Below are 24,135 nucleotides of genomic sequence, written 5' to 3' on the forward strand. Positions count from 1 at the left end.
CATGGGCGCGTGCCGACGAACTTCACCGCCGGGCCGGTTCGGGTCCGGGTCCCCGCGACCAGCGCCAACCTGGGCCCAGGCTTCGACGCGCTGGGTCTCGCCCTCGGGCTCTACGACGACCTGGCTGCCGAGGTCGCGCCCGCCGGCGTCCGGGTGACGGTGACCGGTCAGGGCGCCGGCGAGTTGCCGGACGACGACCGGCACCTGGTGGTACGAGCCATGCGCGCGGCCTTCGACGTGCTCGGTGCGCAGCCCGACGGGCTGAGTGTGGAGTGCGTCAACCGGATCCCGCAGGCGCGCGGGCTGGGCTCGTCGTCCGCCGCGATCGTCGCCGGGGTGCTCCTGGCCCGCGCACTGGTCGCCGATGGGGAGCACCGGCTGGACGAGCCGGGCGTGCTCAGGCTGGCCGCCGAGATCGAGGGCCATCCGGACAATGTCGCGCCGTGCCTGCTCGGCGGTTTCACGCTCGCCTGGTCCGAGCCGACCGGTGCCCGCGCGGTGTCCCTGCCGGTCGCCGACGGGGTGCGGCCCACGGTTTTCGTGCCGGCTGAGCGTGGCTTGACCGCGACCGCGCGGGCCGCCCTGCCGGCCACCGTCCCGCACGCCGACGCCGCGTTGACCGCCGGGAGGGCGGCCCTGCTGGTCCACGCGCTGACCGCAGATCCGTCGCTGCTGCTGCCGGCCACCGTCGACCGACTACACCAGGATTACCGTGCAGCCGGGATGCCTGCCACGTCTGCGCTGGTCAACGAGTTGCGCGCGGCGGGTGTGGCGGCTGTGGTCAGTGGGGCCGGCCCGACAGTGCTGGCGCTGAGCGAGCCGCCAGCGGGCTTCCACCTGGGAACAGACTGGGAGTTCTGGAAGTTACCGATAGACGTCAGCGGTGCCCGGGTCGCCCGGGGTAGACTGGGACACGCCGAGCGGGACCCTGTTGCCGCAGGTCGGAAGAGTTGATTACGCTCTAGGCCTAGCACAGCCGCGAAGCACGCGATCTCCTGCGGGGCGGCGCACCCCCGAAGCTCTCGGCGGTCAGCCCGTCACCCCTGCCCAAGGCCCACGCCGCACCGCAGTTGCCACAGGTCGCCGCAGACGGCGAGACCTGCTCACCGACGTTGGTGAGTCGGGAAACCACCGGCTGCTGTGTCACAGACTCCCGCGACGCGTCCTTGCGAGGCGGGTGCACCGAGGCCGCCCGGCCACCTGAGTTCCGACTCCGGGCAGTCCCGGCCTTATCGAGGGAAGGAATCCATTGAGCGACACCACCGACGTGACGTCGGATGTTTCCAACGTCGCTGGCGATGCCACCGCAGCCGCCCCCGCCCGTCGTCGGCGCAGCGGCACCGGTCTGTCGGCGATGCTGCTGCCAGAGCTGCAGAGCCTGGCTGCGTCGCTCGGCATCTCCGGCACGGCTCGCATGCGTAAAGGCGAGCTGATCGCCGCGATCTCCGAGCGGCAGGGCGGCAACGCCGCCGGGACCCCTCGACCGCGAGCCGAGGTCGCGGCCGCGGCCGCTCCGGCCCGTGAGGAGGTGCGCGAGACCGTGGATCGCCCGGCGGCTGAGAGCCGCAGCGCTGAGCAGGCGCCGGCCGAGCCGGCTGCCGAGACCGAGACCCGGGGTCGTACCCGTCGTACCCGGACCGCCCCGGCTGAGGGGCGCACCACAAGGGCGCGCAGCACCGAGCCCCGCAGCACCGAGCCCCGCAGCACCGAACCCCGTGCCGCTGAGCCCCGCACCACAGAGGCTCCCGCCACCGAGCCTCGCGCCACTGAGGCGCGCAGCACTGAGGCGCGTACCGACGAGGTGGAGACCGGCGAGCGGGCCGACCGCGGTGAGGGCCGCCGGGAGCGGGCCGAGCGTTCCGACCGGAACGAGCGCTCTGACCGGGGCGAGCGGGCCGACCGTTCCGACCGGGCCGAGCGTTCCGACCGTGGCGAGCGTTCTGACCGGGCCGAGCGCGGCGAGCGTTCTGACCGGGGCGAGCGGGGTGAGCGTTCCGACCGGGCCGAGCGCGGCGACCGCAACGAGCGGAGCGAGCGCTCTGACCGGGGCGACCGCAACGACCGGGGCGAGCGTTCCGACCGGGGCGAGCGTGCCGAGCGCAACGACCGGCCGGAGCGCGCCGACCGCGGCGACCGCAACGACCGTGGTCAGCGGGTCGAGCGGGTCGAGCGGGACAACGACGACGACGACGGTGAGGGCGGCGGCCGGCGTGGCCGGCGCAGCCGCTTCCGCGACCGCCGACGTGGCCGTGGCGAGCGCGCCGAGACCGGTGGCGACACCGGTGGACGCGAGCCGCAGGTCGGCGAGGACGACGTCCTCGTCCCCGTGGCCGGCATCATCGACGTGCTCGACAACTACGCCTTCGTGCGGACGACCGGCTACCTCGCCGGCCCGAACGACGTGTACGTCTCGATGTCCCAGATCAAGAAGTACGGCCTGCGTCGCGGTGACGCGATCACCGGCGCGGTGCGTGCCAACCGTGAGGGTGGCAACAGCGGTGACCAGCGGCGGGACAAGTACAACCCGCTGATGCGGCTGGACACCATCAACGGGATGGAGCCGGAGGAGGCGCGGCGCCGGCCGGAGTTCTACAAGCTCACGCCGCTCTACCCGCAGGAGCGCCTGCGGTTGGAGACCGAGCCGCACATCCTCACCACCCGGGTCATCGACCTGGTCATGCCGATCGGCAAGGGCCAGCGAGCGCTCATCCAGTCGCCGCCGAAGGCGGGTAAGACGATGGTGCTCCAGGCGATCGCGAACGCGATCACCCGGAACAACCCGGAGTGCCACCTGATGGTGGTGCTGGTGGACGAGCGGCCCGAAGAGGTCACCGACATGCAGCGGTCGATCAAGGGCGAGGTCATCGCGGCCACGTTCGACCGTCCGCCGCAGGACCACACCACGGTGGCCGAGCTGGCGATCGAGCGGGCGAAGCGCCTGGTCGAGCTGGGGCACGACGTCGTCGTGCTGCTCGACTCGGTGACCCGGCTCGGTCGGTCGTACAACCTGGCGGCGCCGGCCAGCGGCCGGATCATGTCGGGTGGTATCGACTCCACCGCTCTCTACCCGCCGAAGCGCTTCCTCGGTGCGGCTCGCAACATCGAGAACGGCGGCTCGCTGACCATCATCGCGACGGCCCTGGTGGAGACCGGGTCCATGGCGGACACGGTCATCTTCGAGGAGTTCAAGGGCACCGGCAACGCGGAGCTGAAGCTGGACCGGAAGATCGCTGACAAGCGCACCTTCCCGGCCATCGACATCAACCCGTCCGGTACCCGTAAGGAAGAGGTCCTGCTCGCGCCCGAGGAGCTGGCCATCATCCACAAGCTCCGCAAGGTGCTGCACTCGCTGGACTCGCAGGCGGCGATGGACCTGCTGCTGGACCGGCTCAAGCAGTCCCGGACCAACATCGAGTTCCTGATGCAGATCGCGAAGTCGACGCCGGGGGAGTGACCATCCCCGGTTGACCGACGACGAAGGGGCACGGCCATCGCGGCCGTGCCCCTTCGTCGTGTCCGCCCGTCGTCCTTTGCTCTGCTTCAACCGGCGCAACACGTCGGGGCGCTTTGTGTTGCGCCCGTTGAAGCAGAGCAAAGGGGACCGAGAGGGGGTGGCCGGCCCTGCTCGCACGCCACCAGAGGGGTTCGGCGGGGAGCCAGGAGCCCGGCTGGCGGAATTTTCCTTCGGTTCAGTCGGCAGGTCTTGAAACTTCTATTCCTTGACGGGTTGACTGTCGTCCATGCGTACCCGCAGACGATCCGCCCGTCGCACCGGCGTCCTGCTGCTGACGCCGCTGCTCGCCCTGGCCGCGCCGCTGCCGGCCGCCGCCGCACCCGCGGCCCCGCCCGTCGCCTCCGCGCCTACCGGGGCCTCGCTGCCCGGGACCGCGCCCACCGTCGCGGAGGACGCGCCGCCCGCGTCCTCCCGGCCGGCCGGCTCGGTCAGCCTGGCCGCCGACCCGGCAGCCGCGACCACCCCTGCCGCCGCCGCTGGTGGCCTGGAACCGGCCGGCGGCCTGGAGACCACGAAGGCCACCCGCCCGGTCGCGCCAGGCGTGCAGCTCACGTCCTTTGACCGGTACGACGCCGATGGCTGGCTGCGCGCCGACGCGCTCACCACGGACCTCGCCGGCGGTGCCACCGTCGACTACGTCAACTCCGGGGCGGTCAGCCGGGCCGAGCCACTGCGCAAGGCGGTGGACGCCTCCCGCGCGGTCGCCGCGGTCAACGGCGACTTCTTCGACATCAACAACTCCGGTGCCGCCCAGGGCGTCGGAGTCCGCGACGGCGAGCTGATCCAGTCGGCGGTCAGCGGCCATCGCAACGCGGCGGCGATCACCGTGAACGGGCTCGGCCGGGTGATCGAGGTGAACTTCGACGGCACCGCCACCCTGCCCACCGGGCCGGTCCCGCTGACCCAGTTCAACAACCTGGTGCAGGCCGACGGCGTCGGGGCGTTCACCGAGCTGTGGGGGACGTACTCCCGGCAGCGCGCCGTGGAGGGCGCCGCCCGCGTGGTCGAGGTCACCGTGACCGGCGGTCGTGTGGCCTCGGTGACCGGCGCGGCCGGCAGCGGCCCGATCGTCGCCGGCAGCACCGTGCTGCTCGGCCGCGACGCGGGCGCGGACGCCCTCGCGGGGCTTCGCCCCGGTGACCCGGTGACGGTGGCCTGGCGGCCGAAGCCGTCCGACGGCAGCACCCTGCACGCGGCGGTCGGGGGCGGCAACGTCCTGGTCCGCGACAGCGTCGTGCAGGGCATCGCCGACCCGACGCTCGCTCCGCGCACCGCCGTCGGGTTCAGCGCCGACGGCCGGAAAATGATCATGTTGACGGTGGACGGCCGTCAGGTCGACAGCCGCGGCGTGACGCAGACCGAGATGGGCCGGATGATGGCCGAGTTGGGTGCCCACCACGCGCTCAACCTGGACGGTGGTGGCTCGTCCACGCTGCTGGCCCGGGAGCCCGGCGCGCCGGCCGTGCAGGTGGAGAACGGCCCCTCCGACGGCAGCGAACGGGCCGTGCCCAACGGCCTGGCCATCTACGCGCCGAAGGGCAGCGGCCGGCTCACCGGCTTCTGGGTCGAGACGGCCAGCGACCCCACCGTCGCCCCGGGCGTCTCGCCGGTGCGCGGCGGCCGGCCCGACCGGGTCTTCCCCGGACTGACCCGCACCCTCACCGCGGCGGGCTACGACGAGACGTACGGCCCGGCGGCCGGCGCGCCCACCTGGCGGGCGACCCCGGCGGTACGCGGTCGGGTCGACCGCGACGGGGTGTTCCACGCGGGCACGCCGGGGGCCAGCACGGTCACCGCCGCGCGGGGCCGGGCCACCGGCTCGTTGAACCTCACCGTGCTCGGCCCACTGGCCCGGATCGGCTCCACCGTGCCGAGGGTGGGGTTGACCGGCCGCGACGGCAACGCCCTGGTCGGCGTGGTCGGATACGACGCCGAAGGCAACACCGCGCCGATCGAGCCGGTCGATGTGACAGTCGACTACGACCGGGACCTGTTGCGGATAACCCCGACCGGCGACGGCAACCTGAGCGTCAGCGCGGTGCGGGACAACGGCTCCGCCCTGGTGACCATCCACGTTGGACGGCAGAGCACCGTCCTGCCGATCACCGTCGGGCTGACCGACGTGCCCGTCGCGGGCTTCGACGACGCCGCGTCCTGGCGGTTCAGCCAGGCCCGGGCCAGCGGGTCGGTCGCGCCGGCGCCGGGCCATACCGGCACCGGCCTGCGAATGTCGTACGACTTCAGCCAGTCCACCGGCACCCGGGCCGCGTATGCCGACCCGCCGGCCTGGATCGAGGTGCCCGGCCAGCCGCAGGCGTTCGGCATGTGGATCCACGGCAACGGCACCGGTGAGTGGCCCAGCCTGCACCTGCACGACGCCCAGGACACCCAGCACGTGCTGCGCGGCCCGCTGATCACCTGGACCGGCTGGCGGTACGTGGAGTTCGCGGTGCCGGCCGGGGTGCAGTACCCGGTGCGGGTGCGCCGCTTCTACGTGGCCGAGACGAACGCCGCCGCGCAGTACACCAGCGAAGTGATCATCGACGACCTGGTGGCGAAGGTGCCGCCGACGGTCGACGTGCCGGCGGCGAACCCGCGTACCGATCGGGTGGTGGTCCGCGACGGCACGGTGGACGGCGCGCCGTGGCGGTTCGCGGTGCTCTCCGACGCCCAGTTCGTCGCCGCCGCGCCGGACAGCGACCTGGTCGCCCAGGCCCGGCGGACGCTGCGCGAGGTGCGCGCGGCCCGACCGGACTTCCTGCTGATCAACGGCGACTTCGTGGACACCGCCTACCCGGCCGACTTCGCGCTGGCCCGGCGGATCCTCGACGAGGAGTTGGGCGACGCGCTGCCCTGGTACTACGTGCCCGGCAACCACGAGATCATGGGTGCCCCGATCAGCAACTTCGAGGCGGCGTTCGGGGCCACCGCACGGGTGTTCGACCACAACGGCACCCGGTTCGTCACGCTGAACTCGTCCACCGGGATGCTGCGCGGCGGTGGCTTCGACCAGGTACGGATGCTGCGCGAGACGCTTGACGCGGCGGCCACCGACCGGCGCGTCGGCTCGGTCGTCGTCCTGCACCACCATCCGGCGCGCGACCCCAGCCCGGCGCAGGCCAGCCAACTCGGCGACCGCAAGGAGGCGGCGCTGCTGGAGCAGTGGCTGGCCGACTTCCAGCACCGCACCGGCAAGGGCGCGCTGTTCGTCGGCGGGCACGTCGGCACCTTCCACGCCGACCGGGTGGACGGAGTGCCCTACGTGATCAACGGCAACGCGGGCAAGACGCCCTCCACCCCCGCCGACCAGGGCGGCTTCACCGGCTGGACGGAGTTCGGTGTGGACCCGGTCACCCCGGCCGAGGCCGACCGGGCCCGCCGTGACCCGCTCGCCGAGGGGCCACGCTGGGTGGACGCGGAGTTCCACGCACACCTGGACCGGCTCACGCTGAACGCTCCGCCCAGCGTGGCGGTCGGCAGCCCGGCGACGGTCGACGCCACGCTCACCCAACCCGACGGGCGTACGGTGCCGGTGGCCGCGCCGGTCAGCGCCGACTGGTCGGCCTCGCCGGGGGTGCACATCGGCTCCGCGGCCGGGGTGCGCCCGTGGCACACCGCCCGCTTCGACCCGGCCACCGGCACCCTCACGGCGCTGCGGCCCGGGTCGGTGGTTCTGGCGGTCACCGTCAACGGCGTCCGCACCGAAACCGCGGTCACCCTCACCGCTCGGGCCGCCGCGCCCGCGGCCTGACCCCGCCGCCGCCCCGCCCCGTCGAGCCGCACGGGCCGGGGCGGCGGGCCAGGGTCAGAAGTCGCCGTCCGCCACCTGGAAGACGGTGAGGCCGAGGGCACGCCACATCTGGACCACCTGGACGCGGTCGTCGAACACGCCGACCACCCGGTAACGGTCCCGGATCTCCCGGTCGTAGATCTCCCGCTTGACGATCGAGTCCTTGCGGGAGTCGCCGACCGCGCGTAGGTGCAGGCCGAGGTAGGGGACCCGGACGTGCCGGGCCAGCCACGCCTCGGTCGCCGCTCGGGCGGAGGCGTCCCGCCCGGAGCAGAAGACCACCCCGTACCCGGCGGCGTGCATCGCCCGGACCGCCGCGATCACCGCCGGGTTGGGGTGGTCCTGGCCCACCCGCGTCATGTCGTACGGGCTGCGGGAGACGGCCAGCGCGACAGTCCCGTCGATGTCCACCAGCACGATCTCCCGAGGTTCGGCCGACGGCGGGTGCACGGCGGCTGGCCGTCCGGTGCGGGCCTGCGGCACCGGCAGGGGCAGCGTGCGCCACTGTAGGTACCGCTCGTGCAGCCGGCGGATCGCGTCCGCGCCGACCTGGTCGTCGACCGGGCGAGCGGCGTCGCGGCGCAGGCACTCGTCCAGCGGTACGTCGGTGAAGTCGTGGACCTCGAATTCCGCGCCGTGGCGGGCAGCCAGCTCGGCCCAGCCCCGCAGCGTCCGCGCCCGCAGGTTGGTGTCGTCCACGCACACGTTCGCCCGCGCCCGCAGCAGCGCCTCGACCTGAGCCTGCTGCACGACTGTCACCTGCGCCTCCGCCCACTGGGTGAAGAGCCGCTCGCCGTGCAGCATCCGCCGCAGGTCGTCCCGGTTGACCCGGAGGACGGACGGCTGGAGTGTGCGGGCGAAGGTCGTCTTGCCCGAGGCCGGCAGGCCCCGGGTGGCGATCAGGCGGGTCATCGGGGCACCTCGGGCTCGACGGGCGTACCCCCGGCGGGGCACGCGACGGCGGTTCGTTGGGTGGACGAATGCCGGGCTGGGCGGCGGGAATGCGGACGAGGAGGCACGTGTTGACGATGCCGGACGAGGTGTGTGGCCCGATTATCGGGTCGGCTCAGGCCCATGGCACACTGGTCAATCGGCCACCGGTTCCGGTTCACGCCCGAGCCCGTCGCGTACGGCGCGACGAGCGATGACGGCGACCCGGCGACCACCAACGAGAGGACCGAGGCGAGATGAAGGCAAACATCCACCCGGAGTACGTGACCACCGAGGTCAGCTGCTCCTGTGGCAACACGTTCACGACCCGCAGCACCGCCAAGGGCGGGGCGATCCACGCCGAGACCTGCAGCGCCTGCCACCCGTTCTACACCGGTAAGCAGCGCGTTCTCGACACCGCCGGCCGGGTCGCGAAGTTCCAGCAGAAGTACGCCAAGGTTCAGGCCAAGAAGGCCAAGTAACTCACCGTTCGGCGCCCGCGTCCGGTTTCTGCCGGATGCGGGCGCCGTCCGCGTTCCGCCCTGTTTTCGTCCGGCGACCGGCTGTCCGCCCGGCCCGGCCGGCGCCCCCCCGTACCGTCGAAGGAGCATCCGCAGCATGAGCAGCGAGCGTCTGGCCGGTCTCCTCGACGAGTACGCGGAGTTGGAGAAGCGGTTGGCTGACCCGGCCATCCACGCCGACCAGGCCACCGCGCGTCGGGTCGGCCGTCGGTACGCCGAGTTGGTGCCGCTGAACAAGGCCGCCGGCGAGCTGGAGCAGGCGCGTGCCGACCTGACCGCCGCCCGCGAGTTGGCGGCCGAGGACCCCTCCTTCGCCAGCGAGGTGGAGTCGATCGCGTCGTCCCTGCCGGTGTTGGAGGAGCGTCTCGCCGAGCTGCTCATCCCGCGCGACCCGCACGACGCCAAGGACGTGATCGTCGAGATCAAGGCCGGTGAGGGCGGCGAGGAGTCGGCGCTGTTCGCCGGTGACCTGCTGCGGATGTACACCCGGTACGCCGAGCGGCACGGATGGGTCACCGAGGTGATCGACGCCCAGGATTCCGACCTCGGCGGCGTCAAGGACGTCTCGCTGGCGATCAAGACCAAGGGTGTGCCGGACGGCGGCAACGGCGTCTGGTCGCGGCTCAAGTGGGAGGGCGGCGTGCACCGGGTGCAGCGCGTCCCGGTCACCGAGTCGCAGGGCCGGATCCACACCAGCGCCGCCGGAGTGCTGGTGCTGCCCGAGGCCGAGGACGTCGACGTCACCTTCGACCAGAACGATCTACGCATCGACGTGTTCCGGTCGTCCGGGCCGGGCGGTCAGTCGGTGAACACCACCGACTCGGCCGTGCGGATCACCCACCTGCCGACCGGCATCGTCGTCTCCTGCCAGAACGAGAAGTCCCAGTTGCAGAACCGGGAGCAGGCGATGCGGATCCTGCGGGCACGGCTGCTCGCCGCCGCCCAGGAGCAGGCCGACGCCGCCGCCTCGGACGCCCGCAAGGCGCAGGTCCGCACGGTGGACCGCTCGGAGCGGATCCGCACCTACAACTTCCCGCAGAACCGGATCACCGACCACCGGATCGGCTACACCGCGTACAACCTGGACCTGGCGCTCGCCGGGGACCTGGACGGGGTGCTGGACGCGCTGGCCGAGGCCGACCGCGCGGCCCGCCTGGCCGGCGACACCGAGCTGTCGCGCCGCTGACCGCGCGCCCCGTCCCGTCCCGTCCCGTCCCGCGCCCCGTCGATCATGGGGTTGTGGTGGGCGGTTTGTCACGCCGTGGGCCTTTGATGAGGCACCACAACTCCTTGATCGACGCCAGCTCTCGCGGTCAGCTCGCGCGGGGGCGTGACTTGGCGCGCAGCATCTCCCGGTCGGCCTCCTCGAAGGCGACGCTGAGGGCGTCGCGCAGCCCACTGCCGCCGGAGACCTCCGCGAAGCCGATGCTCATCCCGACCGGGGTGCCCGGCACCAGCGACTCCCAGTCCTCGGCGCTCACCGCCGCCTCGATCCGACGCGCCACCTCGGCGGCCTCGACCATGCCGGTGTCCGGCAGCACCACCACGAACTCGTCGCCGCCGTAGCGGGCCACGAAGTCACCCCGGCGCATCACTCGGTTGATCACCCCGGCGATGCGTTGCAGGACCAGGTCGCCCGAGTGGTGCCCGTGCCGGGTGTTGACCGCCTTGAAGCCGTCCAGGTCGCAGACACCGATCACCACCCGGTCGCCCCGGGTGACCACGGCGGTGATGTACCGCTCCAGCCGACGCCGGTTGGGCAGCCCGGTGAGCGGGTCGGTCAGCGCCTCACCCTCGTACCGTGCCGCCTCCCGGCGCATCTCCTCGTGGTCGATCCGGGCGGCGATGCCGTCGATGTAGACGTCGCGGAGCCGGTCGTTGCGCTGTGCGGCGAGCCGGAACGCCAGCCGGTCGGCCCGGTGCGCCGCCGAGTGGTCGCCGGCCCGGCTCAGCGCGATGCTGCGCAGCCGTGCGGACTCGGCCGAGCCGAGTGTCTCGGTGGACACCCGGATGGTGTCCAGCCGGGCGACCGCCTCGATGGGCCGCCCGTCGGCCACGGCCAGGCAGACCATCCCGAGTTGCCGCATGTCACGGGCGCGGGCGCTGTCGCCGCCGTGGCTGAGCAGCCGGGACGGCTCGGCCTCGCCCGTCGCATCCACCGGGTCGCCGAGTGCGGCCTGCCGCGCCGCCGAGTAGCCGTACGCGGCGAGGCTGCTGGGACGCAGGTTGCCGGCCCGCCCGGTGCGGACGAAGCGGGTCAGGTCGGCGGCGACGTCCCGGAGTACGCGCAGACACCCGTCGCTGTCCCCGTTGTGGTCCAGCGCCACGGCGTTGCGCAGCCTGATGCCCGGCGCCGCGAACGTCTCCTCCGGGATGCCGGCGGTCATCCCGAGCTGCCGGGCGCGTTCGATCGCGCCCAGGGCGTACCCGTGGAAGCTGAGATAGCTGTAGGCCATTGCGAGGTCGTGCCAGCCCCAGGCCGTGTCCCGGTCGGGGTCCTCCACGGCGCCCAGCGCCCGGGCGGCCTTGACCAGGTGGGTGACGCAGCGGTCCAGCGCGCCCTGGTGGTGCGCGGCGAGGGCTGCCAGTGCGTTGAGGTGCCCGTGCAGGTAGGGCTCGTTGAGGTCGCGGACAGCCGCCGACGCCTCCTCGATGGCCCGGGTGAATTCCGCCGTGCGGCCGAGATTGATCAGCGCGGAGAGCCGCTGCACCATGGCGTCCGCGCGCGCCGTCGGATCGTTGGTGGTGCGGATCACCCGCTCCAACAGGGCGTACGACTCCGCGGAGCGGCTGGCCTCCTGCAACGCCCGGGCATGCGTGAGGGCGTCAACCTGGTCATCGACCCGGTCGAGCCAGCCCACTCACAACCTCCTGTCGTGTGCGCCTCGACGCGGCCGTTCGTGACATCGCCGGTGACACTTCATGATTATGTCGTGAGTACTTTGCCGCAACACACCCCCGAAGGGACAGGCCGCGTCCGTCCGTCCGCCGCCGTGGTCCGGGCCGCGCGGGCGCTCGCCGCCGCGGGGGTGGGCCCGGCGCGGGTGGAGGCCGAGCTGCTGACGGCGTACGTGCTGGGGGTGCCCCGGGGCCGGCTGGCGCTCGCCGACGACCTGGACGACGACCAGGTGGCCCGGCTCGACGAACTGGTCGAGCGCCGCGCCAGCCGGGAGCCGTTGCAGCACTTGACCGGTCGGGCCGGGTTCCGGCACCTGGAGCTGGCGGTCGGCCCGGGTGTCTTCGTGCCCCGCCCGGAGACGGAGTTGCTGGCCGGCTGGGGCGTCGAGCAGGGCCGGGGTCGGCCCGAGCCGCTGGTGGTGGACCTGTGCAGTGGTTCCGGCGCGATCGCGTTGGCGGTGGCCCAGGAGCTGCCCGGGGCGCGGGTGGTGGCGGTGGAGCGGTCCCCGGCGGCGCTGGCGTGGCTGCGCCGCAACGCCGCCGAGCGGGCCGCGGCGGGGGACCGCCCCATCGAGGTGGTCGAGGCCGACGTCACCGCGCCGGATCTGCTGGCCGACCTGGTCGGCCGGGTGGACGTGCTGCTCTGCAACCCGCCGTACGTGCCGGTGGAGGTGGTGGTGCCGCCGGAGGTGGCCGGGCACGATCCGGCGGAGGCGGTCTTCGGCGGCGTGGACGGCCTGACGGTGATCCGGCCGGTGCTCACCCGCGCGGCGGAGCTGCTGCGCCCCGGCGGCGTGGTCGGGATCGAGCACGACGACACGCACGACGTGGCGGTGCCCGCGCTGCTCGTCGCGGACGGCCGGTTCACCGCCGTCACGGAGCATCGGGACCTCACCGGGCGCCCTCGATATGCCACCGCGTCCCGATCGGCGGACGGCCAGCACGCCGCTTCCGGCTCGGCGTGGCAGACTGACTCCTCGTGATGCTCTACGACTGCCGGTCGCCCGCCGATCGGGACCGCGGCATCGCTGCGGCCATCGAGGCGGTCAAGAACGGCGAGCTGGTCGTCCTTCCGACGGACACCGTCTACGGAATCGGCGCGGACGCGTTCACTCCGTACGCGGTCAAGGCGTTGCTGGACGCGAAGGGCCGGGGCCGGCAGATGCCGCCGCCGGTGCTGATCGGTTCGCGCCACACCCTGGACGGGTTGGTGTTTTCGCTGCCCACGGCCGCTCGCGAGCTGGTGGAGGCGTTCTGGCCGGGTGCCCTGACGATCGTGGTCGAGCACTCGCCGAGCCTCCAGTGGGACCTGGGCGACAAGTCGGGCACGGTGGCGGTGCGGATGCCGCTGCACCCGGTGGCGCTTGAGGTGCTGCGGGAGACCGGCCCGATGGCGGTCTCGTCGGCCAACAAGACCGGCCAACCGGCGGCGGTGACGGCCGAGGAGGCACGCGACCAGCTCAGCTACTCGGTGCGGGCGTACCTGGAGGCCGGGCCCTGCCCGGACCCGGTGCCGAGCACGATCGTGGACCTGACCGGCGAGGTGCCGCAGTTGCTGCGGGCCGGCGCGATCCCGCTGGAGAAGCTGCGCGACGTGGTTCCGGATCTCGTCGACATCCAGGGGGTCTGAGTGCCCCCGTTCACCGTTCTGCACGTCTGCATGGGCAACATCTGCCGCTCGCCGATGGCCGAGCGGCTGCTCGCCCTCGCGGTCCGGGAGCGGTTGGCGCGGCGTTCGCAGGACCCGGCCGGGGCCGAGGAGTTGCTGCACAGCCACAGCGCCGGCACCGGCGGCTGGCACGCCGGTGAGGAGATGAACCCGCCGGCGGCCCGGCAGGTCATCGGCCGGGGCGGGGACGTCGAGGGCTTCGCGGCGCGCAAGCTGCGTTCGGACCTCATCGACGCCGCAGACCTGGTCCTGACGGCCACGGCCGACCAGCAGGAGTACGTGGTGGCGCTGCGTCCGGACGCGGCGGCCCGCACGTTCGTGCTCGGTGAGTTCGGCCGGTTGCTCGCCGCGGTGGACACCGCCGCGCTGCCGGCGGCGGAGGCGACCCCGGAGGGGGTGTACGCCCGGGGCGTGGCCCTGGTGGCGGCGGCCCACGGCAACCGGCTGGGCACCAGCCTGCTGCCCACCGATGATCTGGACGACCCCTGGGGTCGCGGTGACCAGTGCTTCAGCCGGGTCGCCGACGAGATCGAGGAGACGGTCCACCCGCTGGCCGCCGCGCTGCTGCCCTGAGCGCCGTGCGAGTTTTCTCCGGGTTTGGGGAAAACGAGGGGCGAAAGGGGTCTTCCGGGTCATTCTGAACGGGTCCTAGTGTGACCGGCTCCTGCGGGGAGAGCTGATGATCCGGGCCCGACTCGACAAACTACTGACCGTGGTGATCGCCGGCGTGCTGGCCGGGCTGGTGCTGGCCGGGGCTGCCCTGCCCGCGGCCCTGGTCTTCGGGATCGGCTTCAGCGCCCTGTCCACGCCGTACTCGGAGCTGCCGAACACGCTCCGCACGCCGCCCACCGCCCAGCGCTCCAACCTCTACGCCAGCGACGGCACCACCCTGATCACGTCCTTCTACCAGGAGGACCGGGTGGACGTGCCCCTGCAGGAGGTGGCGCCGGTGATGCGCCAGGCCATCGTGGCGGCCGAGGACGTCCGGTTCTACCAGCACAGCGGGGTGGACCTGCGCGGCGTGGTACGCGCGTTCACCGTGAACCGGCGCGACGGCCAGACCCGGCAGGGCGCCTCCACGCTGACGATGCAGTACGTCCGCAACGTGCTCGCCAGCGATCCCCGGCTGACCGAGCGGCAGCGCCGGGCGGCCACCGAGGTCACCACCGCCCGCAAGCTCCAGGAGATGCGGTACGCGCTCGCGCTGGAGCGGGAGTTGAGCAAGGAGGACATCCTCACCCGCTACCTCAACATCGCCTACTTCGGCGCCGGGGCGTACGGGATCGCCGCCGCCAGCAAGCGCTACTTCTCCCGGTCCCCGGCCGAGCTGACCCTGGCCCAGGCGGCGCTGCTGGCCGGCCTGGTGCAGTCGCCGGACAGCGACGACCCGATCAACGGCGACGCCGACAGCGCGCTGGACCGTCGGACGTACGTGCTGGAGCGGCTGGTGGAGTCGGGCCAGGTGCCGGCCGACGCGGCTGCGGCGGCGCGGGCCGAGCCGCTGCAACTGCGGCCCAGCGAGACCCCGAACGACTGCACGGGAGTGCCCGAGGGAAACAACGACTGGGGCTTCTTCTGCGACTGGTTCACCCGCTGGTGGAGCAGCCAGCCGGCGTTCGGGTCGACCGCCGACGAGCGCCAGCGCACGTTGCGCCGGGGCGGCTTCTCCATCGTCTCCTCGCTGGACCCGGCGTTGCAGCGGGCCACCACCGAGCAGGTGCGCAAGATCTACCGGACGACCGACGCGCGGGCGATGCCGACCACGGTGGTGCAGCCCGGCACCGGCCGGGTGCTGGCGATGTCGGTGAACCGCACCTACAGCGTCAAGGACAATCCGGTCGGCCAGAAGAACCACCCGAACACGGTCAACCAACTCGTCGCCGGCGGCGGGGCGATCGACGGTTACCAGGGCGGCTCGACGTTCAAGCTCTTCGCCCTGCTGGCCGCGCTGGAGTCCGGCCTGCCGCTGTCCACGGAGTTCACGGCGCCGACGCAACTGCTCACCCGGTTCCCGGTGACCGGGGAGGCGAGTTGCGACGGGCAGTGGTGCCCGTCGAACGCCAGCCCTTCGTCGATGGACGGCCCCCGCACCATGTGGACCGCGTTCGGTCGCTCGGTGAACACCTACTTCGCGTGGCTCACCGAGCGGGTCGGCGCCGACCGGGTGGTGGAGATGGCCGAACGGCTCGGCATCGTGCTGCGCGCCGACGCCGACGAACGGCTGGCCCGCTACGGTGCGAAGAACTGGGGCCCGTTCACCCTGGGCGTCGCCGCGACGACCCCGCTCGACCTGGCCACCGCGTACGCCACGGTGGCTGCCGAGGGGACCTGGTGCCGGCCGCTGCCGGTGGTCTCGATCAGCGACTCGACCGGCCGGCCGGTGGACGCCGCCAAGCCGGACTGCCGGCAGGTCCTGGACATTGACGTGGCCCGGGCGGCGATCGACGCGTCCCGGTGCCCGGTGGGCGACCAGTCGATGTACCGGCAGTGCGACGGTGCCACCGCGCCCGACCTGCGTGCCCGGCTCGGCCGTCCGGTGGCCGGCAAGACCGGCAGCTCCGAGCGGTACGAGACGGAGACGGTGGTGGCCTTCACGCCGCAGCTCGCGGTCGCCTCGATGGCGGCCAACCCGGATGATCCCCGCGACGCGGTCGGTCAGGCGGTGCAGGCCCGAATGGTGGACGCGGTCGGCGAGGTGCTCGCCTCCGGCCTGCGCGGCCAGCCGGTGCGCGACTTCGTCCCGCCCAGCGAACGGGCCGCCTTCCAGGTAACCGGAGCCCGCACCGGCAACTAACCCCAACCCCACCCCGCCCCGCCCGCCCCGCCCTCGCGATCTTGCACTTTCTGCCGCGACAAAAGGTGCCAAAGCACCCAAACCTGCGACCCAAAGTGCAAGATCGCGGGGGTGGGGTGGGGTGGTTTAGGGGTTCTGTTCTGCGCCTCGGGCTATGTTGCGGGCCATTCCGCCGAAGACCACCGCGTGGAACGGTGCCACCGACGCCCAGTAGGCGTGCCCGCTCAGCCCTCGGGGCAGGAAGACGGCGCGTTGCTGGTAGCGGCTGCGCCCGTTGTCGGCGGGCAGCACCCGCATCTCCAGCCAGGCACGGCCGGGCAGGCGCATCTCGGCGCGCAGCCGCAACAGCTCGCCCGGGATGATCTCCTCCACCCGCCAGAAGTCCAGTGCCTCGCCGACCTGTAACCGGTGCGGGTCGCGTCGGCCGCGCCGCAGCCCCACTCCGCCGATGAGTCGGTCGAGCCAGCCACGGATCGACCAGGCGAGCGGGAACGAGTACCACCCGTTCTCGCCGCCGACGCCCTCGACGACCCGCCAGAGCGCCGCCGGTGACGCGTCGACCGTCCGCTCGCGGAGGTCGGTGTACGCGGTCCCACCGGACCAGTCCGGGTCGCTGGGCAGCGGCTCGGCGGGGGCGTCCGGGCCGCTCGCGTTCGACCAGCGGGTCTCCACCTGGGCGTCGCGTACCTTGGCCAGCGCCAGCGTCACCGCCTGGTCGAAGCCGGTCAGGCCGCCGGGCGGGTCGGGGACGTACCGGGCGATGTCGTGCTCGTGCGCGACCGCCTCGTGGATCAGGCTCTCGACCAGCGGGCGGGCGATGGCGTTCGGCACCGGGGTGATCAGGCCGACCCAGTGCGAGGAGAGCGACGGGGTGAGCGGCCGGACCGGCACGATGATCCGCCGGCGCAGCCCGGCCACCCGCGCGTACCGCTGCATCATGTCGCGGAAGGTCAGCACGTCCGGCCCGCCGATGTCGAAGCCCCGGTTGACCTCCGGCGGCAGGGCGGTGCAGCCGGCCAGGTAGCGCAGCACGTCACGGACCGCGATCGGCTGGATCCGGTTACCCACCCACCGGGGGGTGACCATGGCGGGCAGCCGCTCGGTCAGGTAGCGCAGCATCTCGAACGACGCCGAGCCGCTTCCGATGATCACCGCGGCGCGGAGCACCGCCGTGGGCACCCCGCTGGCCAGCAGGATCCGACCCACCTCGGCCCGGGACCGCAGGTGCGGGGAGGGGACCTCCTCGTCGGAGGCCGGTTCCGGGCCGCCCAAATAGACGATCCGGTGTACGCCGGCCGCGCGGGCCGCCGTCGCGAAGTTGGTCGCCGCCGCGCGATCGGCCGCCTCGAAGTCGGGCCGGCCGAGCGAGTGCACCAGGAAGTAGGCGACATCCACGTCGGCGAACGCGGCGGGCAGCGTCTCCGGCCGGCTGAGGTCGCCCTCGACGATCTCGGCGGCCGAGGCCCAGGGCACGTCGCGCAGCCGCACTGCCTTACGGGCCAGGCAGCGTACGGTGTGCCCGTCGGCGAGCAGGAGCGGCGTCAGTCGCCCGCCGATGTATCCCGTGGCACCGGTGACGAGGCATCTCACGGGTCCCAGTGTGCGTCCCTCTAGACTCGTTCGCTGTGGAGACCGAGACGAGCACCTTCTGGGGGCCGGATTTTGCGCAGCTCAGGGCAACCGATCCGGAGATCGCCGGGGTGGTCCTCGGCGAGCTGGACCGGTTGCGGGGTGGTCTGCAGCTGATCGCCAGCGAGAATCTGACCTCGCCGGCGGTGCTTGCCGCGCTCGGTTCGACGCTTACCAACAAGTACGCCGAGGGTTACCCGGGCCGCCGCTACTACGGCGGCTGCGCGGAGGTGGACCGGGCTGAGGAGATCGGCGTCGCCCGGGCCAAGGAGCTGTTCGGGGCCGAGCACGCCAACCTCCAGCCGCACTCCGGGGCGAGCGCCAACCTGGCCGCGTACGCCGCGCTGGTGCAGCCGGGGGACACGGTCCTGGCGATGGATCTGCCGCACGGCGGGCACCTCACCCACGGCAGCCGGGTGAACTTCTCCGGCAAGTGGTTCCACCCGGTCGGCTACCCGGTCCGGCCGGACACTGAGCTGATCGACTACGACGAGGTACGGGACCTGGCACGTGCCCACCGTCCCAAGCTGATCATTTGTGGCGCGACCGCGTACTCCCGCCTGATCGACTTCGCGCGGTTCCGGGAGATCGCCGACGAGGTCGGCGCGTACCTGATGGTGGACGCGGCGCACTTCATCGGCCTGGTCGCCGGCCGGGCGATTCCGTCCCCGGTGCCGTACGCCGACGTGGTCTGCGCCACCACCCACAAGGTGCTGCGCGGCCCGCGCGGCGGCATGATCCTGTGCCGTGAGTCGCTGGCCCAGCGGATCGACAAGGCGGTCTTCCCGTTCACCCAGGGCGGCCCGCTGATGCACGCGGTCGCGGCCAAGGCGGTCGCGTTGCGCGAGGCCGCCCAGCCCGAGTTCCAGACGTACGCCCGGCAGGTGGTCAGCAACGCCCAGGCGCTCGCCGCCGGGCTGGCCGAGGAGGGGATGCGCCCGGTTTCCGGTGGCACCGACACCCACCTCGCCCTGATCGACCTGCGGGAGGTGGGGGTGACCGGCGCGGAGGCCGAGCGACGCTGCGACGCCGCGTCGATCACCCTGAACAAGAACGCCATCCCGTACGACCCGCAGCCGCCGATGGTGGCCTCCGGCATCCGGGTGGGCACGCCGAGCGTCACCACGCAGGGCATGCGGGAGGGGGAGTTGCGGCAGGTGGCCGCCCTGATCGCCCGTGCGGTACGCACCGATGCCGGGGCGCCCGGCGGTGCCGACGAGCTGACCCGGATCGGCGCCGAGGTGGCCGAGCTGGTCGCGACGTTCCCGGCGTACCCCCGATGAGCGAGCCACGGGCGGGTGAGCCGGGCGCGATCCGGGTTCGGCTGCCGTACCTTCCCCTTACGCTGCTGAGTTGTGCGGTGCTGGCGGTGCTGGCGGTCCCTCTCGCGGCAGTCCTCCAGGGTGCCGAGGGCGCCGCCGGAGTGGCCGCCGGGATCGCGCTGGTGGTGGTGAGCTATCTCATCTCCGGGTTCTCCGTCGCCTGGGCGGACGCCATCAACCCGCGCATGATCATGTCCGTCGGGTTGGTCACCTACAGCGTGAAGATCGTGATCCTCGGTCTGACCATGTCCGCCATCGCGGCCACCGGTTGGGGTGGTTTACGGGCCATGGGCGTGGGCGTCATCGCGGCCGTGGTGGTCTGGACCGGAGCCCACCTGACCTGGGCGCTGCGGTCTCCGCTGCCGACATTCCGGTCGCGGCGCGACTAATCACGTCCGATTGCGGGCTCCTCAGCGGACGATTGTCGGCAATTTGCCGGTCCCGTCGGGCTGCCTCGGCGGACTTGACGGGAGTAGCCTTGGCGACGGTTGACGCGCCCGTAGTGCGACCCGCACGCTGCCCGCAGTGTGGGGGGTGCCGCACACCCTGGCGCAGGCAGGCTGATATCGTTCGCGGCGTCATGGCCGACGACCTTCACCCCAAGAAGTCCGATGAGCACTCATCGGAGGGCGTTGCCGGCACCGTTCTTGGCTATCTCATCGCCGGAATTGTGGTGTGGGGTTTCCTCGGATGGCTAGCGGGACGCCTTATCGGATTTCCCACGGGCATCGGGATCGCCACGGGCATGATGTTCGGCGCAGCCGGAGCGATCTACTTGATCATGAAGAGGCTCGGTGCTTGAGTTCCAGCACACGCGGGTCTGTCGAGTGCGGAGGATGACACGGTGAGTGGACAGCTCGTCGCCGCCGAGGGGCTTCCCTGGCCCCCCAGCGTCGGAGATTTCTACCCGCCGAACGTGGCCGGCCCCTGGGTCACCAAGTTCGGGATCATGATCTGGCTCGCGGTCGCGTTGCTGATCATCTTCTTCATGCTCGCCTACCGGAAGCCCAAGCTGGTCCCCGGTAAGGCCCAGTGGTATGCGGAGTCGGTCTACGGCCTGGTCCGGGACAACATCGCCCGCGAGCAGATGGGCAACGCGGGCATTCGCTTCGCGCCCTACTTCACGGTGCTCTTCAGCTTCATCCTGCTGACCAACCTCTTCAGCATCGTGCCCGGGTTGCAGATCTCGCCCAACTCGCACATCGCCTTCCCGATCGTGCTCTCGGCCATCTCCTACGTGATGTACCTCTACATCGGCGTCCGGAAGCACGGCTTCGGCAAATACCTGAAGATGATGCTGATCCTGCCCGGCGTCCCGTGGCCAATGCATTTCCTGCTGATCCCGATCGAGTTCCTGCAGAACTTCATCGTCCGGCCGGTCACGCTGGCCCTGCGGCTATTCGCCAACATGTTCGCCGGCCACCTGCTCCTGCTGGTCTTCACCGTCGGCGGGTTCGTGATGCTCGCCTCGGACAGCATCTTCGTCCAGGTGACCTCGGTCTTCTCCTTCGCCATGGCGATCGTGATGGCCTTCTTCGAGGTCCTGGTCGCGGTGCTGCAGGCTTATGTCTTCGTCACGCTGAGCGCCAACTACATCGGGTCGTCGCTGGCAGACGAGCACTGAGACCCGCTCGGCGGGTCACCCGGCCCGACCAAGCTTCTGGATACCGACCGCGTACACGTGAGAACTCACGTGTGAACTAGGAGGAATACCCGCAATGGACGTTCTCGCCGCCATCAACGGTAACGTCAACACCATCGGCTACGGTCTCGCCGCCATCGGCCCCGGTATCGGCGTCGCCCTGGTCTTCGCGGCCTACATCCAGTCGAGCGCCCGTCAGCCCGAGTCCGCCGGCTTCAACCGGACCTGGCTGGTCCTGGGCTTCGCCCTGGTCGAGGCGCTCGCCCTGTTCGGCCTGGTGCTCGCCTTCGCCGTCAACTGACCGTCCGCTCTTCGACCCGGAGGTCTGACATGTATCTCGCTGCGGAAGGCGCGCACAACCCGATCCTGCCGATCTGGCAGGAGATCGTCGTTGGTTCGATCTCCTTCGCCCTGCTCGTCTTCATCCTGCTGAAGTTCGTCATGCCGCGCATGGAGGCGATGTACCAGGCACGGGTCGATGCGATCGAGGGTGGCCTCAAGCGTGCGGAGGCGGCCCAGGCCGAGGCGAACCAGCTGCTCGAGCAGTACCGCGCGCAGTTGGCCGAGGTGCGTACCGAAGCCGCCAAGATCCGTGACGACGCCCGCTCCGACGCCGAGGGGATCCGACAGGACATCCTCGCCAAGGCGCGGGAGGAGTCCGAGCGGGTTGTCGCCGCGGGCAAGGAGCAGCTCATCGCCGAGCGGGCCACCATCGTGCGCGACCTGCGTGCGGAGGTCGGCGGTCTCGCTGTCGACCTGGCCAGCCGGATCGTGGGGGAGTCGCTCGCCGACGAGGCCCGTCGCAAGGGCACCGTCGAGCGTTTCCTCACCGATCTTGAGAGCGCGGGGGCCCGCTGATGCACGCCGCCAGCCGGGAGTCGTACAAGGCAGCCGTCGAGCGGCTGGAGGCCTACACCCGCGGCGCCCAGCCGCAGGCGGTCGCCGCCACCGCCGACGGCGTCCTCTCCGTCGCGGATCTGCTGCGGCGGGAGGTCCGGCTGCGCCGGGCGCTCTCCGACCCGGCACGGTCCGGCGAGGACCGCGCCGGTCTGCTCGGCACCATGCTGCGCGGCAAGCTCGACGAGCAGGCGCTCGACCTGACCAGCACGTTGGTCGCCAGCCGCTGGTCGGCACCGTCGGAGTTGCTCGACGGCACCGAGCGGCTCGGTGTGGAGGCGCTGCTGGCCAGCGCCGACGCCACCGGTGACCTCGGAGAGGTGGAGGACGAGCTGTTCCGGTTCGGCCAGTTGGTCGCCGGGCAGCCGCAGCTCGCCACCGTGCTGACCGACCCGATCGCGCCGCTGGCTCAGCGCGCCGGGCTGGTTCGTGAGCTGCTGGTGGGCAAGGCCCACCCGGTGACGGTCCGCCTGATCGAGGTGGCTCTCTCCGGGTTCGGCGGACGCTCCTTCAGCGGCGCGCTCACCCGACTGGTCGAGCTCACCGCCGACCGGCGGGACCGGCAGGTCGCGTACGTGACCGTGGCGGCCCCGCTGGATGACGCCGAGGAGCAGCGGCTGGGCGCTCGACTCGCCGAGCTATACGGTCGACAGGTCGACATCAAGCAGACGGTCGCCCCCGAGATCCTCGGTGGCATGAGCGTCCGGGTCGGTTCCGACCTCTACGACGGGACGATCCTGCGCCGACTCAACGAGACTCGTAACGCGTTCGCCAAGCGCTGACGGCTCCCGCGAAGCACCTGAATGACAGACGCCATTCGGACCGGTCGGTACTAGGTATCCCCGGGCCCCTGAATTTTAAGGAAGCAGAGGATGGCCGAGCTGACCATCTCGACGGAGGAGATCCGCGGCGCCCTGGAGCGCTACGTCTCCTCCTATTCGCCCGACGTCTCCCGCGAGGAGGTCGGCACCGTCGCCGACACCGGTGACGGCATCGCCCACGTCGAGGGCCTGCCCTCGACCATGACCAACGAGCTCCTGGAGTTCGAGGACGGCACGCTCGGCGTGGCGTTGAACCTCGACGTCCGGGAGATCGGCGTCGTCGTTCTCGGTGACTCCGCCAAGCTGGAGGAGGGGCAGCGCGTCAAGCGCACCGAGCGGGTTCTCTCCGTTCCGGTCGGCGACGCCTTCCTCGGCCGCGTGGTCAACGCGCTCGGCGAGCCGATCGACGCGCTCGGCGACATCGCCAACGAGGGCTACCGCGAGCTGGAGCTGCAGGCTCCGAACGTGATGGCCCGGCAGTCCGTCGACGAGCCGCTGCAGACCGGCATCAAGGCCATCGACGCGATGACCCCGATCGGTCGGGGCCAGCGGCAGCTGATCATCGGTGACCGGAAGACCGGTAAGACCACGGTCGCCCTGGACGCCATCCTCAACCAGCGGGACAACTGGCGTACCGGCGACCCGAAGAAGCAGGTCCGCTGCATCTACGTCGCCATCGGCCAGAAGGCCTCCACGATCGCCTCCATCAAGGGGCAGCTCGAGGAGGCGGGCGCGATGGAGTACACGACCATCGTGGCCTCCCCGGCCTCCGACCCGGCCGGCTTCAAGTACCTCGCCCCGTACACCGGCTCGTCCATCGGGCAGCACTGGATGTACGGCGGCAAGCACGTTCTGATCGTCTTCGACGACCTGAGCAAGCAGGCCGAGGCGTACCGCGCCGTGTCGCTGCTGCTGCGCCGCCCGCCGGGCCGTGAGGCGTACCCGGGTGACGTCTTCTACCTGCACTCCCGCCTGCTGGAGCGTTGCGCGAAGCTCTCCGACGAGCTGGGTGGCGGCTCGATGACCGGCCTGCCGATCATCGAGACGAAGGCCAACGACATCTCGGCCTTCATCCCGACCAACGTCATCTCGATCACCGACGGCCAGATCTTCCTGGAGACCGACCTGTTCAACCAGGGCGTTCGTCCGGCGATCAACGTCGGCACCTCGGTCTCCCGGGTCGGTGGCGCCGCGCAGGTGAAGCCGATGAAGAAGGTCGCCGGTTCGCTGCGGCTCAACCTGGCCCAGTACCGCGAGCTCGAGGCGTTCGCCGCCTTCGCCTCCGACCTGGACAAGGCCTCCCGGGCCCAGCTGGACCGCGGTTCGCGCCTGGTCGAGCTGCTCAAGCAGCCGAACTACTCGCCGTACCCGGTGCAGGAGCAGGTCGTCACGGTCTGGGCCGGCACCGAGGGCAAGCTGGACGACGTCCCGGTGGGCGAGGTCCGTCGCTTCGAGTCGGAGTTCCTCCAGTACCTGCGGCACAAGCACGCGGGGGTGCTGGCCGGGATCGCCGACAACCAGTGGAACGACGACATCATCGGCTCCCTGGACAACGCGATCAGCGAGTTCAAGAAGGTCTTCCTCGGCAAGGAGGACGAGCCTCGGATCAACGACGCGCCGGCCAAGCCGCTCGAGGGTGACCAGAGCCGCGAGACGGTGACCCGCTACCGCGACGGCGCGCCCGCCGGCTCGGCCGAGAGCTGATCCC

General features: G+C 71.8%; 20 protein-coding genes. 17 read left to right on the top strand and 3 right to left on the bottom strand.

The annotated features are described in order from the left end of the window. Positions 1-9: 9 nt before the first annotated feature. From thrB to ABZ780_RS16625, 3 genes are all read left to right on the top strand, one after another. On the top strand, positions 10-954 hold the full coding sequence (gene thrB, locus ABZ780_RS16615) for a homoserine kinase (RefSeq protein WP_357007705.1): 945 nt from the start codon (positions 10-12) through the stop codon (positions 952-954). A gap of 295 nt (positions 955-1,249) precedes the next feature. Beyond that, a complete protein-coding gene (gene rho, locus ABZ780_RS16620; RefSeq protein WP_357007708.1) occupies positions 1,250-3,454 on the top strand; it encodes a transcription termination factor Rho in 2,205 nt (734 codons plus the stop codon). Between the two features lie 286 nt (positions 3,455-3,740). Next, positions 3,741-7,265 carry a phosphodiester glycosidase family protein gene (locus ABZ780_RS16625; RefSeq protein ID WP_357486546.1) on the top strand — a complete coding sequence of 1,175 codons (3,525 nt, stop codon included), beginning with the start codon at positions 3,741-3,743 and terminating at the stop codon, positions 7,263-7,265. Between the two features lie 54 nt (positions 7,266-7,319). On the opposite strand, the gene ABZ780_RS16630 is transcribed toward ABZ780_RS16625, so the two are convergent. Then, on the bottom strand, positions 7,320-8,216 hold the full coding sequence (locus tag ABZ780_RS16630) for an AAA family ATPase (RefSeq protein WP_357007714.1): 897 nt from the start codon (positions 8,214-8,216) through the stop codon (positions 7,320-7,322). Positions 8,217-8,491: 275 nt separating this feature from the next. On the opposite strand from ABZ780_RS16630, the gene rpmE reads away from it, so the two are divergent. Together rpmE and prfA are read left to right on the top strand one after the other, a co-directional pair. After that, entirely contained in the window at positions 8,492-8,716 is a 225-nt protein-coding gene (rpmE, locus tag ABZ780_RS16635) for a 50S ribosomal protein L31 (RefSeq protein ID WP_030333150.1), read from the top strand. Between the two features lie 136 nt (positions 8,717-8,852). Next, positions 8,853-9,941, top strand: a complete 1,089-nt coding sequence (gene prfA / locus ABZ780_RS16640; protein WP_357007717.1) for a peptide chain release factor 1 — start codon at positions 8,853-8,855, stop codon at positions 9,939-9,941. A gap of 127 nt (positions 9,942-10,068) precedes the next feature. On the opposite strand, the gene ABZ780_RS16645 is transcribed toward prfA, so the two are convergent. Continuing rightward, the gene (locus ABZ780_RS16645) at positions 10,069-11,616 is read right to left on the bottom strand and encodes a GGDEF domain-containing protein (RefSeq protein ID WP_357007720.1); all 1,548 of its coding nucleotides are present in this window, start codon (positions 11,614-11,616) and stop codon (positions 10,069-10,071) included. 72 nt (positions 11,617-11,688) lie between these two features. Between ABZ780_RS16645 and prmC the strand changes: the two genes are divergently transcribed. The 4 genes from prmC (at position 11,689) to ABZ780_RS16665 (ending at position 16,116) form a co-directional block, all read left to right on the top strand. After that, the gene (gene prmC, locus ABZ780_RS16650) at positions 11,689-12,636 is read left to right on the top strand and encodes a peptide chain release factor N(5)-glutamine methyltransferase (RefSeq protein ID WP_357007723.1); all 948 of its coding nucleotides are present in this window, start codon (positions 11,689-11,691) and stop codon (positions 12,634-12,636) included. Continuing rightward, positions 12,636-13,283: an L-threonylcarbamoyladenylate synthase gene (locus ABZ780_RS16655; protein ID WP_357008224.1), complete on the top strand. Its 648-nt coding sequence runs from the start codon at positions 12,636-12,638 to the stop codon at positions 13,281-13,283. The genes prmC and ABZ780_RS16655 overlap by 1 nt, the downstream gene beginning before the upstream one ends. After that, positions 13,284-13,895, top strand: a complete 612-nt coding sequence (locus tag ABZ780_RS16660) for a phosphotyrosine protein phosphatase (RefSeq protein ID WP_357007726.1) — start codon at positions 13,284-13,286, stop codon at positions 13,893-13,895. Positions 13,896-14,001: 106 nt separating this feature from the next. Continuing rightward, entirely contained in the window at positions 14,002-16,116 is a 2,115-nt protein-coding gene (locus tag ABZ780_RS16665; protein WP_357007729.1) for a transglycosylase domain-containing protein, read from the top strand. Positions 16,117-16,242: 126 nt separating this feature from the next. Here the strand turns inward: ABZ780_RS16665 and ABZ780_RS16670 are convergent, their stop codons facing one another. Next, a complete protein-coding gene (locus tag ABZ780_RS16670) occupies positions 16,243-17,706 on the bottom strand; it encodes an SDR family oxidoreductase (RefSeq protein ID WP_357007732.1) in 1,464 nt (487 codons plus the stop codon). Positions 17,707-17,741: 35 nt separating this feature from the next. Here ABZ780_RS16670 and glyA point away from each other — a divergent pair, with 35 nt between their 5' ends. The 8 genes from glyA to atpA all read left to right on the top strand — a co-directional run bounded on the left by glyA (position 17,742) and on the right by atpA (position 24,131). Further along, a complete protein-coding gene (gene glyA, locus ABZ780_RS16675; RefSeq protein WP_357007735.1) occupies positions 17,742-19,028 on the top strand; it encodes a serine hydroxymethyltransferase in 1,287 nt (428 codons plus the stop codon). Beyond that, positions 19,025-19,456, top strand: a complete 432-nt coding sequence (locus tag ABZ780_RS16680; protein WP_357007739.1) for a hypothetical protein — start codon at positions 19,025-19,027, stop codon at positions 19,454-19,456. Before glyA ends, ABZ780_RS16680 begins: the two co-directional genes overlap by 4 nt. Before the next feature lie 191 nt (positions 19,457-19,647). Further along, complete coding sequence (locus tag ABZ780_RS16685) at positions 19,648-19,869, top strand: hypothetical protein (RefSeq protein ID WP_355591308.1); 222 nt, start codon at positions 19,648-19,650, stop codon at positions 19,867-19,869. A gap of 42 nt (positions 19,870-19,911) precedes the next feature. Beyond that, positions 19,912-20,691 (top strand): F0F1 ATP synthase subunit A, encoded by a 780-nt coding sequence (atpB, locus tag ABZ780_RS16690; protein ID WP_357007742.1) that lies wholly within the window; start codon positions 19,912-19,914, stop codon positions 20,689-20,691. A gap of 94 nt (positions 20,692-20,785) precedes the next feature. Then, positions 20,786-21,010, top strand: coding sequence for an ATP synthase F0 subunit C (gene atpE / locus ABZ780_RS16695; RefSeq protein ID WP_355591314.1), 225 nt, complete (start codon positions 20,786-20,788; stop codon positions 21,008-21,010). 29 nt (positions 21,011-21,039) lie between these two features. Continuing rightward, positions 21,040-21,567, top strand: a complete 528-nt coding sequence (locus ABZ780_RS16700) for a F0F1 ATP synthase subunit B (protein WP_357007745.1) — start codon at positions 21,040-21,042, stop codon at positions 21,565-21,567. Beyond that, positions 21,564-22,388, top strand: a complete 825-nt coding sequence (locus ABZ780_RS16705) for a F0F1 ATP synthase subunit delta (protein ID WP_357008228.1) — start codon at positions 21,564-21,566, stop codon at positions 22,386-22,388. The genes ABZ780_RS16700 and ABZ780_RS16705 overlap by 4 nt, the downstream gene beginning before the upstream one ends. A 90-nt stretch (positions 22,389-22,478) precedes the next feature. After that, the gene (gene atpA / locus ABZ780_RS16710; protein ID WP_357007748.1) at positions 22,479-24,131 is read left to right on the top strand and encodes a F0F1 ATP synthase subunit alpha; all 1,653 of its coding nucleotides are present in this window, start codon (positions 22,479-22,481) and stop codon (positions 24,129-24,131) included. The last annotated feature ends 4 nt before the right edge of the window (positions 24,132-24,135 follow it).

It is taken from the genome of Micromonospora sp. NPDC047467, assembly GCF_040643095.1.
GTDB lineage: Bacteria > Actinomycetota > Actinomycetes > Mycobacteriales > Micromonosporaceae > Micromonospora.

Coding starts and splice junctions, on each gene's coding strand:
- ABZ780_RS16625 (WP_357486546.1), top strand. CDS start 3,741: ATGCGTACCCGCAGACGATCCGCCCGTCGCACCGGCGTCCTGCTGCTG.
- ABZ780_RS16630 (WP_357007714.1), bottom strand. CDS start 8,216: ATGACCCGCCTGATCGCCACCCGGGGCCTGCCGGCCTCGGGCAAGACG.
- rpmE (WP_030333150.1), top strand. CDS start 8,492: ATGAAGGCAAACATCCACCCGGAGTACGTGACCACCGAGGTCAGCTGC.
- prfA (WP_357007717.1), top strand. CDS start 8,853: ATGAGCAGCGAGCGTCTGGCCGGTCTCCTCGACGAGTACGCGGAGTTG.
- ABZ780_RS16655 (WP_357008224.1), top strand. CDS start 12,636: ATGCTCTACGACTGCCGGTCGCCCGCCGATCGGGACCGCGGCATCGCT.
- ABZ780_RS16665 (WP_357007729.1), top strand. CDS start 14,002: ATGATCCGGGCCCGACTCGACAAACTACTGACCGTGGTGATCGCCGGC.
- ABZ780_RS16680 (WP_357007739.1), top strand. CDS start 19,025: ATGAGCGAGCCACGGGCGGGTGAGCCGGGCGCGATCCGGGTTCGGCTG.
- ABZ780_RS16685 (WP_355591308.1), top strand. CDS start 19,648: ATGGCCGACGACCTTCACCCCAAGAAGTCCGATGAGCACTCATCGGAG.
- atpE (WP_355591314.1), top strand. CDS start 20,786: ATGGACGTTCTCGCCGCCATCAACGGTAACGTCAACACCATCGGCTAC.
- ABZ780_RS16700 (WP_357007745.1), top strand. CDS start 21,040: ATGTATCTCGCTGCGGAAGGCGCGCACAACCCGATCCTGCCGATCTGG.
- atpA (WP_357007748.1), top strand. CDS start 22,479: ATGGCCGAGCTGACCATCTCGACGGAGGAGATCCGCGGCGCCCTGGAG.